The 15,129-nt window shown below is 67.4% G+C and carries 12 protein-coding genes; 7 read left to right on the top strand and 5 right to left on the bottom strand.

Going from position 1 to position 15,129, the window contains the following annotated elements; genetic code table 11:
• Nucleotides 1-55: 55 nt before the first annotated feature.
• The 7 genes from melA (F6X38_RS17060) to F6X38_RS17030 all read left to right on the top strand — a co-directional run bounded on the left by melA (F6X38_RS17060) (nucleotide 56) and on the right by F6X38_RS17030 (nucleotide 10,006).
• A complete protein-coding gene (gene melA / locus F6X38_RS17060; RefSeq protein WP_150971738.1) occupies nucleotides 56-1,426 on the top strand; it encodes an alpha-glucosidase/alpha-galactosidase in 1,371 nt (456 codons plus the stop codon).
• 18 nt (nucleotides 1,427-1,444) lie between these two features.
• Nucleotides 1,445-2,350: a helix-turn-helix transcriptional regulator gene (locus F6X38_RS17055; protein WP_150971736.1), complete on the top strand. Its 906-nt coding sequence runs from the start codon at nucleotides 1,445-1,447 to the stop codon at nucleotides 2,348-2,350.
• A gap of 159 nt (nucleotides 2,351-2,509) precedes the next feature.
• Entirely contained in the window at nucleotides 2,510-3,997 is a 1,488-nt protein-coding gene (gene melA, locus F6X38_RS17050; protein ID WP_150971734.1) for an alpha-glucosidase/alpha-galactosidase, read from the top strand.
• Nucleotides 3,998-4,073: 76 nt separating this feature from the next.
• A complete protein-coding gene (locus F6X38_RS17045) occupies nucleotides 4,074-6,128 on the top strand; it encodes an ABC transporter substrate-binding protein (RefSeq protein WP_150971733.1) in 2,055 nt (684 codons plus the stop codon).
• Between the two features lie 70 nt (nucleotides 6,129-6,198).
• The gene (locus F6X38_RS17040; RefSeq protein ID WP_150971731.1) at nucleotides 6,199-7,206 is read left to right on the top strand and encodes an ABC transporter permease; all 1,008 of its coding nucleotides are present in this window, start codon (nucleotides 6,199-6,201) and stop codon (nucleotides 7,204-7,206) included.
• On the top strand, nucleotides 7,206-8,393 hold the full coding sequence (locus tag F6X38_RS17035; RefSeq protein WP_150971729.1) for an ABC transporter permease: 1,188 nt from the start codon (nucleotides 7,206-7,208) through the stop codon (nucleotides 8,391-8,393). The genes F6X38_RS17040 and F6X38_RS17035 overlap by 1 nt, the downstream gene beginning before the upstream one ends.
• A gap of 11 nt (nucleotides 8,394-8,404) precedes the next feature.
• Entirely contained in the window at nucleotides 8,405-10,006 is a 1,602-nt protein-coding gene (locus tag F6X38_RS17030) for an ABC transporter ATP-binding protein (protein WP_150971727.1), read from the top strand.
• Between the two features lie 7 nt (nucleotides 10,007-10,013).
• On the opposite strand, the gene F6X38_RS17025 is transcribed toward F6X38_RS17030, so the two are convergent.
• The 5 genes from F6X38_RS17025 to F6X38_RS17005 are packed head-to-tail and all read right to left on the bottom strand — an operon-like array spanning nucleotide 10,014 to nucleotide 15,057.
• Nucleotides 10,014-11,231 (bottom strand): glycosyltransferase, encoded by a 1,218-nt coding sequence (locus F6X38_RS17025; RefSeq protein ID WP_161992809.1) that lies wholly within the window; start codon nucleotides 11,229-11,231, stop codon nucleotides 10,014-10,016.
• The gene (locus F6X38_RS17020) at nucleotides 11,218-12,336 is read right to left on the bottom strand and encodes a glycosyltransferase family 4 protein (protein ID WP_161992808.1); all 1,119 of its coding nucleotides are present in this window, start codon (nucleotides 12,334-12,336) and stop codon (nucleotides 11,218-11,220) included. The genes F6X38_RS17025 and F6X38_RS17020 overlap by 14 nt, the downstream gene beginning before the upstream one ends.
• On the bottom strand, nucleotides 12,333-13,484 hold the full coding sequence (locus F6X38_RS17015) for a DegT/DnrJ/EryC1/StrS family aminotransferase (RefSeq protein ID WP_150971721.1): 1,152 nt from the start codon (nucleotides 13,482-13,484) through the stop codon (nucleotides 12,333-12,335). The genes F6X38_RS17020 and F6X38_RS17015 overlap by 4 nt, the downstream gene beginning before the upstream one ends.
• Nucleotides 13,484-14,089: an acyltransferase gene (locus F6X38_RS17010; protein ID WP_281353077.1), complete on the bottom strand. Its 606-nt coding sequence runs from the start codon at nucleotides 14,087-14,089 to the stop codon at nucleotides 13,484-13,486. Before F6X38_RS17010 ends, F6X38_RS17015 begins: the two co-directional genes overlap by 1 nt.
• Nucleotides 14,086-15,057, bottom strand: coding sequence for a Gfo/Idh/MocA family oxidoreductase (locus F6X38_RS17005; protein ID WP_150971719.1), 972 nt, complete (start codon nucleotides 15,055-15,057; stop codon nucleotides 14,086-14,088). Before F6X38_RS17005 ends, F6X38_RS17010 begins: the two co-directional genes overlap by 4 nt.
• Nucleotides 15,058-15,129: the final 72 nt, after the last annotated feature.

Raw genomic sequence — 15,129 nt, 5'->3', positions numbered from 1 at the left:
CAAAATCACCGATGCCCGGCCGATATCCGAGGCCGGGCTTCCACGGGGAACGACCATGGCCGGACCGAAACTCACCTTCATCGGCGCGGGCTCGACGGTGTTCATGAAGAACATCATCGGCGACGTGCTGCAGCGGCCGGCGCTCGGCGGCACCGAAATACGGCTGATGGACATCGATCCGCACCGGCTGGAGGAGAGCGAGATCGTCGTGCGCAAGCTGATCGCGACGCTCGGCGTCGAGGCGAGCGTCAAGACCTTCACCGACCGCCGCGCGGCGCTGGACGGCGCGAACTTCGTGGTCGTCGCCTTCCAGATCGGCGGCTACGAGCCGGCGACCGTCACCGACTTCGAGGTACCGAAGCGCTACGGCTTGCGCCACACCATCGCCGACACGCTGGGTGTCGGCGGCATCATGCGCGGGCTTCGCACCGTGCCGCATCTCTGGGCGATCTGCGCCGACATGCTGGAAGTCTGCCCGGAGGCGATCCTGCTCCAATACGTCAACCCGATGGCGATCAACACCTGGGCGATCGCCGAGAAGTTCCCGGCGATCCGGCAGGTCGGCCTCTGCCATTCGGTACAGGGCACCGCCGCGGAGCTCGCGCGCGATCTCGACATTCCCGTCGACGACATCCGCTACCGGGCGGCCGGCATCAACCACATGGCCTTCTTCCTCGAATTCGAGCACCGCCAGCCGGACGGCTCCTACGAGAACCTCTACCCGGCGCTGCTGAAAGGCTATCGCGAGGGGCGTTTCCCGAAGCCTTCGAGCTGGAATCCGCGCTGCCCGAACAAGGTACGCTACGAGATGATGGCGCGGCTCGGCTATTTCGTCACCGAGAGCTCGGAGCATTTCGCCGAATACACGCCCTACTTCATCAAGGAAGGGCGCGAGGACCTCATCGAGAAGTTCGGCATCCCGCTCGACGAATATCCGAAGCGCTGCATCGAGCAGATCGCGCGCTGGCGAACCCAAGCCGACGAGTACCGCTCGGCGACACGGATCGAGGTGAAGCCCTCGAAGGAATACGCCTCGTCGATCGTCAACTCGGTCTGGACCGGCGAGCCCTCGGTGATCTACGGCAACCTGCGCAACAACGGCGCGATCGCCTCGCTGCCGGCGAACTGCGCCGCCGAGGTCGCCTGCCTCGTCGACGCGTCCGGCATCCGGCCGACGGTGGTCGGCGAGCTGCCGCCGCAACTCACCGCCCTGATGCGCACCAACATCAACGTGCAGGAACTGACCGTCGCGGCGCTGGTGCAGGAGAAGCCCGAGCACATCTACCACGCCGCGATGCTCGACCCGCATACGGCGGCCGAGCTCGACCTCGACCAGATCTGGAACCTCGTCACCGACCTCCTCGCCGCGCACGGCGATTTCGTGCCCGAATGGGCGCGGCCGGCGGGGAATCGCCGCGCCGCCTGACGCGGCGGCGAAGGGAGCATGGACGGGGAGATCCTGCGGCGGTTCCGGGCGCACGGCTCGGCGATGCGGATCGTGACGCTGGCGCGGAGCCGCCACCGGCTCCACACCATGCCGACCTCGACCGGCTACGACGTCGTCACCGATCCCGCCGGCTATCGATGGGATGGTCGCCGGCGCGGCTCGACGCCCTTCACCGTGCTCCAGCACACGATCTCGGGGACCGGGCGCCTCGCGCTCGGCGGCCGCAGCCTTGCGGTCGGTCCCGGCGAGACCATGCTGGTGATCATCCCTTCCGACCACGTCTATACCGTGCCGGACGGCGGGCGCTGGGAGTTCTTCTGGATCTCGATGTACGGTCAGGAGGCGCTGCGCATCCACCGCGCCGTGCAGGAGCAGGCCGGTCCGGTCTTCCGCCTGGCGTCGCGCACGGTCGATGCCATCGCCGCCGAATGCCTGAAGCTGATGGACGGCGGCGGCACGACGCCGGGCGAGGCCTCAGCCCATGCCTATGCGGCGCAGATGGCGCTCTACGACGACATCCTCGGACCGAACCGGGACATGGGAGCGCCCTCCCCGGTCGGCAACGCGCTCGAAGCCGTGAAGAGCCACGTGCGCTCGCATCTGGCGGACGCGCTGCCGGTGGAGGAACTGGCGCAGATCGCCGGCTTCAGCCGCGCACATTTCACCCGCCTCTTCTCCGCGGCCGAAGGCATCTCGCCCGGCGAATTCGTCCTGAACGAACGGATGCGGCGCGCCGCGCGCCTGCTCGAAAGCGGCGACATGGCGGTGAAGGCCATCGCGCACGACTGCGGCTTCGAGGACCCGAACTACTTCGCCAAGGCATTCCGCCGCGCCTACGGCACAAGCCCGACGGACTTCCGCACCAGCGGCATGTATGCGGGTTCCGCCGCTCCATCCCGGTAGCGGCACGCCGAGCACGATTTTACCCCTGTTCGCACGTTTTGCGTCTATCGGGCGCGGAAGCCGTCGCGATAACCTGCCAATGAGAGATCGTGCGGCGAGCGGATTTGCCCCATCGCCCGCGCGGCCGGCGCGAAGGCCGGCCGGCATGGAGGAACTGCGATGTCCGTGAAGATCGCCATCATCGGCGCCGGGTCCGTCGGCTTCACCAAGAAGCTCGTGTCGGACATCCTCTCGGTACCGGAACTCCGCGACGCGCATATCGCCCTCACCGACATCAGCGCGCAGAACCTCTCCATGGCGGAGCGGATCGTCCGCCGCATCGTCGAGGCGAACGAGCTGCCGACGACGGTCAGCGCCACGACGGAACGCCGCCGGGCACTGGAGGGCGCGCGCTACGTGATGAACTGCTCGCGCATCGGCGGGCTGGAGGCCTATGCGAGCGACATCCGCATCCCGCTGAAATACGGCGTCGACCAGTGCGTCGGCGACACGATCTGCGCCGGCGGCATCCTCTACGGCCAGCGCAACGTGCCGGCGATCCTCGACTTCTGCCGCGACATAAGCGAGGTGGCCGAGCCCGGCGCGCGGCTGCTCAACTACGCCAACCCGATGGCGATCAACACCTGGGCGGCGATCGACCACGGCAAGGTGGATACGATCGGCCTCTGCCACGGCGTCCAGAACGGCTGGCGGCAGATCGCGAGCGCGCTCGGCGTCGACCGGAACGAGCTCGACTTCATCTGCACCGGCATCAACCACCAGACCTGGTACGTGGATCTGCGCCACAACGGCCGGCGGATCGGAAAGGACGAGCTGGTCGCCGCCTTCGAGCGCCATCCGGTCTTCGCCAACCAGGAAAAGGTGCGGATCGACGTCCTGAAGCGCTTCGGCTTCTATTCCACCGAATCGAACGGGCATCTGTCCGAGTACCTGCCGTGGTACCGCAAGCGGCCGGACGAAATCTCGCGCTGGATCGACATGTCGGACTGGATCCACGGCGAGACCGGCGGGTATCTCCGCTATTCCACCGAAAGCCGGAACTGGTTCGAGACGGATTTCCCGGCCTTTCTCGAAGAGGCGGGCCGGCCGCTGGATCCCGCCAAGCGCACCGACGAGCACGCGAGCCACATCATCGAGGCGCTAGAAACGGGGCGCGTCTATCGCGGCCACTTCAACGTCAAGAACCGGGGGCTGATCACCAACTTGCCCGCCGACTGCATCGTCGAGTCGACCGGCTTCGTCGACCGGTTCGGCTTGAACATGGTGGCGGGCCTGACGCTATCGCCGGCTTGCGCCGCGACCTGCCAAGCCTCCGTCGACGTCCAGCGCATGGCGATGAACGCCGCGGTCACCGGCGACGTGGAACTCCTGAAGCTCGCGGTCCTGCACGACCCGCTGGTCGGCGCGATCTGCTCGCCGGACGAAGTCTGGCAGATGGTGGACGAGATGCTGGTGGCGCAAGGCGAATGGCTGCCGCAATATGCCGACGCGATCCCCGCCGCGCGCGAGCGGCTGGCGAAGGGCACGGTGAAGACCCGGGAATGGGCCGGCGCGGCGCGGCGCGAGGTACGCTCGGTGGACGAGGTGCGCGAGGCGACGGCGGCGAAGCGGACGATGGGCGCGCTCGGGCAGCGTCCGGGCGCCTGAACGATCGGTAGAACGGGCGACGGCGCTTTCGGGAGAACGGGCGTCGTCGGCTTGGCGTGACGGGAGGAATGCGACGATGACGAGATGGCTTTCGACCTGCGCCTTCGCGGCCCTGTCGCTGGCGGCGCTGACGGCGGGCAGCGGCGCACAGGAACTGAAGGGCCCCGAGCCCGCGCCGGTCGGCAAGAGCCTCCAGACCGAAAAGGGCGTGAAGATCGACCGCGCCCGGCTGGCGCGCCCGGAAAAGCTGTCGGCCTACAGGGAGCCGGAATGGGTCGCGAAGCTGGCCGAGGCCGGCAAGCTGCCGCCCTTGAAGGACCGCCTGCCCGAAACGCCGCTCGTGATCGACACGTCCAGCGTCGAGGGCGCCGGCGAGTACGGCGGCGTCATCCGCCACGTTTCGGGCGCGAGGCCGCAGGGCTGGAACTGGGTCGCCGGCAACGTCATGGCCTGGGGCGGCGTCGAGGAGATCGTCAGCCAGTGCCTCGTGCGCACCGCGCCGGTCTGGATGCTCAACCCCGGCGACACCGAGCCGCTGCCGCAGCTCGCGACGGGCTGGGAATGGTCCGAGGACGGCCGTTCGCTGACCATGCACCTCCTGAAGGGCGCGAAATGGTCGGACGGGCAGCCGTTCTCGGCGGACGACGTCATGTTCCTCTGGGAGGACAACATGAACGATCCGAACGTCGCCACCTGGGGCCGGCCCGGCGCCTACGGCGAGGGCACGAAGCTCGAGAAGGTGGACGAGGCCACGATCCGCTGGACGTTCAGCCAGGCCTTTCCGGTCACCACCCTCTACCAGATGGGCTTCCAGAAGATGTGCCCCGGCCCGGCGCACGTCCTGAAGCCCCTTCATCCGAAATACAACAAGGACGCCACCTACCAGAGCTACGCCGACGCGCTTTCGCCCGACAAGACGCCCTGGGTGACGATGGGGCCGTGGACCGTGACGGACTACCGGCCGAATCAGATCATGGTGATGCGCCGCAACCCGTACTTCTACGAGGTCGACGACAAGGGCAACCAGCTCCCCTATCTCGACGAGGTGCAGTACAAGCTCTCCACCTGGGAGGACCGCACGATCCAGACCGTCGCGGGGTCGGCCGACTACGCCAATCTGGAGGATCCGAGCCTCTACCTCGAATCCATGCGCCAGGCGCAGACGCCGGACTTCCCGACCAAGGTCATCTGGGGCCCGCGCTCGATCGATTGGAGCGTGCTGCCGAACTACTCCACCGTTTGCGGCGTGCGCTCGGACCGAGACATGGCGATCCGCAAGCTGAACCGCGACGGCACCTTCCGCCGCGTGGTGACGCAGGCGATCGACAAACAGGCGCTCGGTCAGTCGCTGGTGCGCGGGCCCTTCGCGATCCCCTTCGCCGGCGGGCTCCACCCCGAAAGCGATTTCGGCTCGCCCGACATGACGGTGTTCTACCCTTACGACCTTCCGGGCGCGAAGGCCGCGCTCGCCAGGCTCGGCTTCGCCGACACGAACGGCGACGGCATCGTCAACTGGCCGGCGGGCGGCCCGCTCGCGGGGCAGAACCTCGACGTCAACCTCGCCTACAACACGCTTTATCCGACCGACACGAGCCTCGCCCAGTCGCTGGTGACGATGCTGCGCGAGGTCGGCATCAACGTCGTCCTCCAGCCGAACAGCACCGAGCTGGTGAACCTCATCGACAGTTGCCAGTGGGACTGGGTGATCCGGCGCGGCGACCGCTTCGTCCAGGCGCCGATCATGAACCTCGACGCCCTCGCGCCGCTGGCCTTCAACCGGCCGGAATGGCATCGCGGCACGCCGGAGAAGCCGCAGGAGCTCCTACCCTTCGAGACCGAGCTGGTCGCGATCATGCGGCAGATCCAGTCGGAGCCGGACTCGGGCAAGCGCAACGAGCTGCTGCGCGCCTTCAACCGGAAGCAGACCGAGAACGTCTACCAGTTCGGCCTGGTTTCCGTGCCGGCCGCGATCCTCGTCAACAAGCGCTTCCGCAACGTGCCGCCCGGCACGCCGGTCGTCGCCTACGGCTGGGGGGAGGACGGCTCGATGCGCGAACGCCTGTTCGTGCCCAGAGCCGAGCAAGGAAAGGTGCCCGAGCTGGCCGCCGGTACGCTGCCCGGCATCCGCTAGCCGCGCCACCGCCGGCGCCGCCCCCTCCCCTTGGGCGGCGCCGGTCCCATCGAACCGGGAGCCTCGCCCGATGCTCGCCTTCGTGTTCCGACGTTTCGTCTCGGCGCTCGGCCTCGTCTTCGTGGTGAGCCTCGTGTCGTTCATGCTGATCCAGGCGCCGCCCGGCGACTACGCCGACACGGTGAAGGCGACGGCGATGAGCCGCGGCGGCATGGGCGAGGCGGACGCCGAGAAGCTGGCGCAGCAGACGCGCGAGCGCCTCCATCTCGATGCGTCCCTACCCGTGCAATACGCCAACTGGGTCGGCGGCATCGTCATGCGCGGCGACTTCGGCCCTTCATTCCTGCAGAACCGCCCGGCGATGAGCGTCATCGGCGAGCGCATCTGGTGGACGCTCGGCATCGCCCTCGCCTGCCACCTCCTCGCCACCGTCATCGGCTGCGGCCTCGGCATCGTCGCCGCCGTCAACCAGCACCGCTGGGGCGACCGCGCCGCGACCGTGCTCGCCTTTCTCGGCATGACGATCCCGCGCTTCTTCATGGCGCTGGTGATCCTCTACCTCCTCGCCTTCGTCTGGCGCTCGGCGACGATCGGCTCCCTGTTCTCGGCACAGTACATCTTCGCGCCGTGGTCGTTCGCAAAGTTCTGGGACCTCGTGCGGCATGTCTGGCCGATCGTGTTCATCGCCGCCTTCGGCGGCCTCGCCTACAACCTGCGCGTCATGCGCGGCAACCTTCTCGACGTGCTCCGCCAGCCCTTCATCGAGGCGGCCCGCGCCAAGGGCCTGCCCGAGCGCAAGGTGGTGATGAAGCACGCCGTGCCGAACGCCATCCACCCGCTGGTGATGAACCAGGGCCTCATCATGCCCTACATGGTCTCAGGCGAGCTGGAAGCCGCGATCGTCCTCGCCATCCCGACGATCGGCCCCCTGATGCTTCAGTCGCTCCTCGTCGAAGACGTCTACGTCACCGCCTCGATCTTCATGATCCTGTCGGTGATCCTGGTGATCGGCAACTTCCTCGCCGACGTGGCGCTGGCCATCCTCGATCCCCGCATCCGGCAGGGAGCCTTCGCCTGATGACCCTGCTCGACGCGAAGACGACGCTTACCGACGCCCACGCGGTCCTGCACCCCAAGGAACTCGTCGAGGAGGATACGCTCCTCGCCGACGCCGCCGCGCCGGCGGCCAATGTGCGTTCGCGGAGCTATGCCGGGCTGGTCTGGCGCAGGTTCCGGCGCAATCCGCTGGGACTGATCGGCCTGGCGCTCGTCGCCCTCCTGATACTGACGGCGCTCTTCGCCGACTTCCTCAGCCCCTACGCCCCGAACGCCCGGAACGCCGACGCGATCTACCTGCCGCCGCAGGACCTGAACTTCCGCGCCGAGGACGGCTTCCACATCATTCCCTTCACCCACCCGATCACCTTCGACCTCGATCCGAACACGTTCCAGCTCGTGCCGACGGTGGACACCGCGACGCGCTGCCAGCCGGCCTTCCTCGGCAAGGGCTGGAGCTACTCCTTCTTCGGCCTTTCCTTCGAGCGCCATCTCCTCGCCGCGCCGGAGGGCTGCTCCTTCCACGTCCTCGGCACCGACCGCGACGGCCGCGACATGCTCTCGCGCCTCCTCGTCGGCTCGCGGCTGACGCTGCTGATGGCGGCGCTGGTGGTGACGATCTCGGTCACGGTCGGAACGCTGGTCGGCATCCTCTCCGGCTATCTCGGCGGGCGCGGCGACGAATGGATCCAGCGCGTCGTCGAGTTCGTGCTCGCTTTGCCGGAGCTCCCTCTCTACTTCGCGCTCGTCGTGGTGATCCCGCGCAACACCGACGCGCTGGTGGTGTTCTTCGGGCTCGGGCTGATCCTTTCGGCGCTGCGCTGGGCGCAGCTCGCGCGCGAGGTGCGCGGCAAGACGCTGCTCGTCAGCCGGCTCGACTACATCGCGGCGGCCGAGGCGATCGGCGCCTCGACGCCGCGCATCCTCCTGAAGCACATCTTGCCGAACGTCCTCGGCCACGTCATCGTCTCGACGACCCTGATGATCCCGACGATCGTGCTTCTCGAAAGCTTCCTGTCCTTCCTCGGCGTCGGCGTGCGCCCGCCCCTGGTGAGCTGGGGCATGCTGCTCAACGCCGCGAGCGACCTCCAGACGCTCGGCTCCTATCCGTGGGTCCTGGTGCCGATCGGCGCGATCCTCGTCGCCGTGCTCGGCTTCAACATGCTGGGCGACGCGCTGCGCGACGCGATCGACCCCTACTCGACCTGAGGACGCAAGCGATGGCCCATCTCCTCGAGGTCGAAGCCCTCTCCGTTTCCTTCGCCCACGACGACGGCGCGGTGGCGGCGGTACGGGACGCGAGCTTCTACGTTTCGCGCGGCGAGACGCTGGCGATCGTCGGAGAATCGGGCTCCGGCAAGTCCGTCACCTCGCGGGCGATCATGCGGCTCCTCGCCGCCAACGCGAAGCTTTCGAAAGAGAGCGCGATCCGTTTCGACGGCCACGATCTCGGCAAGCTGTCGGACCGGCAGATGCGGACCGTGCGCGGCGGGCGGATCGCGATGATCTTCCAGGAGCCGATGAGCTCGCTCAATCCGCTCTACCGGATCGGCGACCAGATCGTCGAGGCGATCGTCACCCACCGGCCGATGAAGAAGCAGGCGGCGCTCGCCGAGGCGCTCGAGCTTCTGAAGCAGGTGCGCATCCCGGAGCCCGAGATGCGCCTCCAGCAGTATCCGCACCAGCTCTCCGGCGGGCAGCGGCAGCGGGTGATGATCGCGATGGCGATCGCCAACGGGCCCGACCTCCTCATCGCCGACGAGCCGACCACTGCCCTCGACGTCACGGTTCAGGCGGAAATTCTGGCGCTCCTCTCGCAACTCCAGAAGTCGCGGAACATGGGGATGATCCTCATCACCCACGATCTCGGGATCGTCGAGCGGCATTCGGACCGGGTCTGCGTCATGCGGCGCGGCGAGATCGTCGAGCGCGGCGCGACGAAGGACGTGTTCGCCGCCCCGCGCCACGCCTATACGAGGAAGCTTCTCGCCTCCGAGCCGCGCGGGGTGCCGGAGCCGCTGACCGAGGCCGCCCCTGTCGTGATGCAGGCGAGGAACCTCGACGTCTTCTTCGAGATCCGCTCCGGCGGGCTGTTCAGCTCGAAATCCCATTCGCTGCGCGCCGTCAACGACCTCACGCTCGACGTGCGGCGCGGCGAGACGCTCGGCATCGTCGGCGAATCCGGTTCCGGCAAGTCGACGCTCGGCAAGGCGATGCTGCGCCTCCTGAACGCCCGCGGCGGCGAGATCCTTTGGCAGGGCGAGCATCTGGAAGGGAAAGACAGGGCGGCGATGCGACCGCTCAGGCCCAAGCTGCAGGTCGTGTTCCAGGACCCCTTCGCCTCGCTGAACCCCCGCATGTCGGTGCGCGACCTCGTGGAGGAAGGGCTGATCGTCAACGGCATGGGGCGCGACCGCCGCGAACGCGAGACGATGGTGCGCGAGGCGCTCGCCGCCGTCGACCTCGACCCGAACTGCCTGAACCGCTTCCCGCACGAATTCTCCGGCGGCCAGCGCCAGCGCATCGCAATCGCCCGCGCGGTGGTGCTACGACCGGAATTCGTCCTCCTCGACGAGCCGACCTCCGCCCTCGATCTCTCGGTGCAGGCGCAGATCATCGAACTCCTGCGCGATCTCCAGCGGCGCTACGGCCTCACCTACCTGTTCATCAGCCATGACCTGAAGGTTGTGAAGGCGCTCTGCCACAACGTCGTGGTGATACAGAACGGCGAAGTCCGCGAGCGCGGGCCCACCGAAGCCGTCCTCTCCCGCCCCGAACACCCGTACACGCAGCGCCTGATCGAGGCGGCCTTCCGGGCCTAGGGTCGCGCTACGAAGGATGCGGGAGGCGATCGATGATCCGCACCAGCTTTTCCTGCTCCCGGTCCCAGGAGTTCTCAGCCGCGGCGTGGAGGGCTCCCATACGCAGGCGGGAAAGCCGTACTGCATCTAGATCACCGACGGCGTTCGCGATCGCCTCCGGCGCACAAGCGTCGGCGACGACTCCGCAGCCATGTCGGTCCAGGAAATGCGCGAGTTCGGTATTGGCTGTCGCGACGACCGCAAGTCCCGCCATCATGTATTCGAACGCCTTGTTCGGCATCGCGAAGCGGTTGTGCCGGGTATCGAGCGGTGCGCAGAAGAGCCCGACATGGCTTCGGCTCGCGGCTCGGACGACTTCGGCGGGCTCGACGGCAGGCTCGAAGCTGATCCGCTCTTCCAGCCCGACAGAGCCCGCCAGCGCGCGGAGATGCCGCAGATACGCCGGCGCCCCCTCGCCCCGCAGGATCAGATGGTGGTTTGGCAGAAGCCGCATCGCCCCAATCGAGGCTTCGATACCGCGACCGGGCTTGAGAACCCCATGGAACAGCAGACGCAGCGGGGCGTCCACCGGCGCCGGATCGACCCGCTCGAACGACGGCGTATTGCGAATGACCGAAGGCCGCTCCGCCAGATCGTATAGTGCCTGCAGCGCGTCGGCGATGCCGTCGCTGACTGTCGTGACGATCCTCGCCCGGCCAATGAAACGCGCCTCGATCGCCTTCGTATGGCGTTGCGATACCAAGCGCCACGCTCGATTGTCGGCATGTTCCTCGACGGCGAATTCGTGGCTGTCATAGATGATCGCCGCACCGTTCACCGCTTGCAGAGCGGTCGCCGAAGGCAGCGCCTTCCAGTCGTTCGCATGCACGACCTGCGGCCGGAGGTGTACCAGCGCATCGCGAGCCGCGCGGTGCGAGTGCAGCATGAAGTGCAAGCGGCCCGATAGATCGGGGGCGACGTTGGCAGGAAGCTGCGTCGCGACGATTCCGGCGCGATGGCGCATGGGACCGCCCGGCGCCGGAAGTTCGATGAAGGCGCAGTCGAGCGGAGGCCGGGAGCCGAAGCCGAGTGCGGTGACATCGTGTCCTTGCGAGCGCAGCGCTCCTATGGTGCGCAACACTCGCCCGTCGCGGGCGATCGGGCTGAACGAGAGAACCGCGACCTTCAACGGCAAGGCGGAATCGGGGTCAGCCGCAAGCAGCGCATCCCGCTCACGATGATCCACTCCACCGGCCCCGCGCCTGCGGCAGCCCCTCGAAGAGCGCGTCGAGTTGCTCCGCGCGCATGCGCCAACTCGCTTTCCGCGCGACGTAGTCCGCACCGTTCCGCCCCAGGCGCGCGGCTTCCTCGGGCCGTCCGACGAGGGAAGCCACCGCCCGTGCCAGCGCTTTCGGGTCACCCGGCGGCACGACCAGACCGGTTTCGCGTGCCCGTACGATGTCCGCCTGGAACGGCAGGTCGCTGACGATGACCGGGACGCCGCAGGCCATCGCCTCGAACAGCTTCAGGGGCGCGACGCCGGACGACGATCGCCCGCCCGGATTCTCGATGACGCAGAGCGCTGCCGTCGCAGCCCGCAGGAGCGACGGAATCTCGTCGTATGGCCGGCGGCCGAGCCAGCGGAGCTTGGTGCTGGCACAACGTTCGATCTTGTCACGCTCCACTCCATCCCCCACCACGAGGAGGTCCACCTCGTCCGGCCAGTCGTCCTCCCCCAACGCCGCGAGCATCGTATCGATGCCATGCCAAGCGACGAGGCCCCCGACGAAGACGACGACGTGCCGCTCCATCGAAGCTGCCGGGCCGTCGGGACGGAAGAGATCGGTGTTGGCGCCGTTCGTCACCAGCAGGACGCGATCATGCCCGGCGAAGGTCCGCGCCCAATCCATCAATCCTTCGGTCACCGCGACGAGCGCGGCCGCGCGCCGGTACTGCAGCCGGTACAAGCGGCGAAACAACGGGGCGAACCGCCGAAGGGCGGGATAGGTCACTTCGACGTCGTTGGGCTTGCCGTTGACCTCGTGCACGACGGGAACGCCGCGCAGGGAAGCCATCATCGCGGTCGGCAGGGCCGCGAAGTGCGAACGGACGTAGACGACATCGAAACGCGGCAGGCGGCGGGCAAGAGCGATCTGGACGCGGGCATAGTCGGCGAGACGCGCCGCGTAGCTGGAACTTCCGCTCGCGCCGCCGCGCCGGGTCGCGAAAAGCTCGACCGCGTATCCGAGCCGCCGAAGCTCTCCGGCGATCTCGCCGACATGCGTGTCGGACGCCTGTCCCGGCTTCGGTGTTTCCAGCGACAGATAGGCGATGCGGCGCCCAGCGCTCACACCGCGATGGATTGCCGGCCGAGGAGCGCCTCGCGGACGCTCTCGATGATGTAGTCCTGCGTATCGGCGTCCAGGTAAGGGTGCATTGGTAGCGACAACACCTCGCTCGCCGCCTGCGTCGAGGTGGGGAGCCCGTTGCCGGCGACCGGGAAGCGGCGGTAGGCCTCCTGCTCGTTCAGCGGCTTGGGATAGTAGACGGCCGTCGGAATCCCCTTGCTCTTCAGTTCGGCCATCAGCGCACTCCGACGCCGGGGGTCCACCCGCAGCGTGTACTGCGCCCAGACCGAGCGGCAATCGGGCATCACGGACGGGGTTTTCACCACGTCGTGCAGGCCGGCATCGTAGCGGTTCGCGACTGCTTGGCGTGCCGCGATCTCGTCCTCGAAGATCGCCAGTTTCTCGATGAGGATCGCGGCCTGGATCGTGTCGAGGCGCGAATTCATGCCGATCCGCACGTGCTCGTACTTGTCGTCGCCTTTGCCGTGGAAGCGGAGCGATCGAATGATCTCGGCACTCTCATCGCTGTTCGTCACGATCGCGCCGCCGTCGCCGTAACAGCCGAGGGGTTTGGCGGGAAAGAAGCTCGCAGTGGTGAAGTCGCCGATCTGCCCCGTACGGCGGCCCTTGTATGTCGCGCCGAATCCTTGGGCGGAATCGCAGATCAGGGCGAGTTTCTCGTTCCGGCAAAAGTTCTCGATCGCGTCGTAGTCGGCCGGCTGACCGAAGAGATCTACCGCGATCACCGCGCGCGGTTTCAGGCCGGCGCGCTTCGCGGTATCCAGGGCGATCGGCAATTGCGCCGGATCGAGGTTGAAGCTGTCCTCGTCGATATCGACGAAGATCGGCGTCGCGCCGAGCCAAGCGACCGCCTCTGCCGTCGCGGCGAAGGTGAAGGCGGGACAAATGATCGCGTCGCCCGGCCGCACGCCGAGCGTCATCAGGCAGATGCCGATCGCGTCCGTGCCGTTGGCCGTGCCGATGACATGCCGGGCGCCGCAGAACGCAGCGAGCTTTTCTTCGAACTCCGTTACCTGTGGGCCGAGGATGTACTGAGCGCTCTCGATCGCAGCCAGCGCCGCTTTCTGGACCGCGCCAGCAAGCCGGTGCTGCTGCGCCTTCAGATCGATGAATTCGATGGGGGGGCGCATTATGGGAAGATCTCCTCCAGGCGGCCGTCCGTTTCCCGGTAGCGCTCACGCGTGCGGGGGCAGACGAGATCGGTCCCGAGTTTTTCGCCTGCCTTGCTCATCCAGCCGATGCGCCGCGCGGGCACGCCGGCCATCAATGCATGGTCGGGCACGTCGCCGGTGACCACGGCGCCCGCCGCGATGAAACAGTAGGCGCCGAGCGTGTGACCGCAGACGATCGTCGCGTTGGCGCCGATGGTCGCGCCGATCTTCACGCGCGTCCAACGGAACTCACTCTTGCGACTGACGAAGGCGCGAGGGTTGTTGACGTTCGTGAACACGCAGGACGGGCCGCAGAACACGCCGTCCTCCAGCACGACGCCTTCGTAGAGCGCGACGTTGTTCTGGATCTTGCAGGCGTCGCCGATCACGACGCGCGGCCCGGCCATCACGTTCTGGCCGAGAATGCAGTCGCGACCGATGCGGGTATCGGCGAGGACATGCGCGAAATGCCAGACCCGCGTTCCCTCGCCGAGTTCGGCACCCTCGTCCACGTAGGCGCTTTCATGAATGAGCGCGCCGGGAAAGCGCGCATCCTCGCGCATCTGCGAACGCGTGTCCGTCACCGCGAAAGTCGCGCGGCGACGACGGGATGGATCTCGCCCGAACGCGTGATGGACATGTTGCGGAACGCGGACACGACCTCGATCGAGAAGCGGACGTCGTCGAGACCGTACCCTTCGCCTTTGAGGATCTGGCTGTAGGAATCGCTGTGAAGGTCGGTGAAACCTTCCGAGAACTCGACTTCCTCCCCGTCCATCGTGATCGAACGGTAGGTGGTCTTCTGTCCGCTGACGCTCTCCGGCAAATCCTCCCGATCCACCGACAGGAACCACCGGATGTCGGCCTTCTCGTAGCTCAGGTAGCCGCCGGCGCGCTCCGGCTCGCGCAGATGGGCGGACTGCGACTGCAGCGGCCCGAAGACATAGGCGAGCATGTCGAAGAAGTGGACGCCGATGTTGGTGGCGACCCCGCCCGACTTCTGCTCCTCGCCCTTCCAGGAGGCATGGTACCAGCGGCCGCGCGAGGTGATGTAGGTGAGATCCACCGCATGGCGCTTGTCGCTGGCGGCGACCTTCTCCTTCAGCGCGCGGATGGCCGGATGCAGCCGCAGCTGCAGGATCGTGTTGATGCGACGGCCCGTGTCCCGCTCGATCTCCGCCAGACCGTCGATGTTCCAGGGGTTGAGGACGAGCGGCTTCTCGCAGATCACGTCGGATCCGGCCCGCAGCCCGAAGCGGATATGCGCGTCGTGCAGATAGTTCGGCGAGCAGATGCTGACGTAGTCGATCGTCTGCCCGCGGCGGCGCAACTTGTCGACGTGACGGTCGAAGCGCTCGAACTCGGTGAAGAAATGCGCCATCGGGAAATGGCTGTCGATGACGCCAACGGAATCGTTCGGGTCGAAGGCCACCTTGAGATCGCCGCCCACGGCCTTGATCGCCTTCATATGCCGCGGGGCGATGTAGCCGGCTGCGCCGATAAGCGCGAAAGCCGAAGGGTTCGCGCTGGTCGTCCGGGTCGTCTCGCTCATGCCTTCACCACGTTCTCGGCCGCGACGCCGGCCCGCTCGCAGGCATTGCGCGTATCGATCACCAGCTTCGCC

The sequence above is a fragment of the Plantimonas leprariae genome (genome assembly GCF_008802405.1).
Lineage (GTDB): Bacteria > Pseudomonadota > Alphaproteobacteria > Rhizobiales > Rhizobiaceae > Plantimonas > Plantimonas leprariae.
The sequence above is the reverse complement of the archived record's forward strand: the minus strand, read 5'-3'. Positions and strand labels throughout refer to the sequence as shown.

Bases quoted from the DNA above. Each gene is read 5' to 3' on its own strand.
- melA (WP_150971738.1), top strand. From the start codon at position 56: ATGGCCGGACCGAAACTCACCTTCATCGGCGCGGGCTCGACGGTGTTC.
- F6X38_RS17055 (WP_150971736.1), top strand. From the start codon at position 1,445: ATGGACGGGGAGATCCTGCGGCGGTTCCGGGCGCACGGCTCGGCGATG.
- melA (WP_150971734.1), top strand. From the start codon at position 2,510: ATGTCCGTGAAGATCGCCATCATCGGCGCCGGGTCCGTCGGCTTCACC.
- F6X38_RS17045 (WP_150971733.1), top strand. From the start codon at position 4,074: ATGACGAGATGGCTTTCGACCTGCGCCTTCGCGGCCCTGTCGCTGGCG.
- F6X38_RS17040 (WP_150971731.1), top strand. From the start codon at position 6,199: ATGCTCGCCTTCGTGTTCCGACGTTTCGTCTCGGCGCTCGGCCTCGTC.
- F6X38_RS17035 (WP_150971729.1), top strand. From the start codon at position 7,206: ATGACCCTGCTCGACGCGAAGACGACGCTTACCGACGCCCACGCGGTC.
- F6X38_RS17030 (WP_150971727.1), top strand. From the start codon at position 8,405: ATGGCCCATCTCCTCGAGGTCGAAGCCCTCTCCGTTTCCTTCGCCCAC.
- F6X38_RS17015 (WP_150971721.1), bottom strand. From the start codon at position 13,484: ATGCGCCCCCCCATCGAATTCATCGATCTGAAGGCGCAGCAGCACCGG.
- F6X38_RS17005 (WP_150971719.1), bottom strand. From the start codon at position 15,057: ATGAGCGAGACGACCCGGACGACCAGCGCGAACCCTTCGGCTTTCGCG.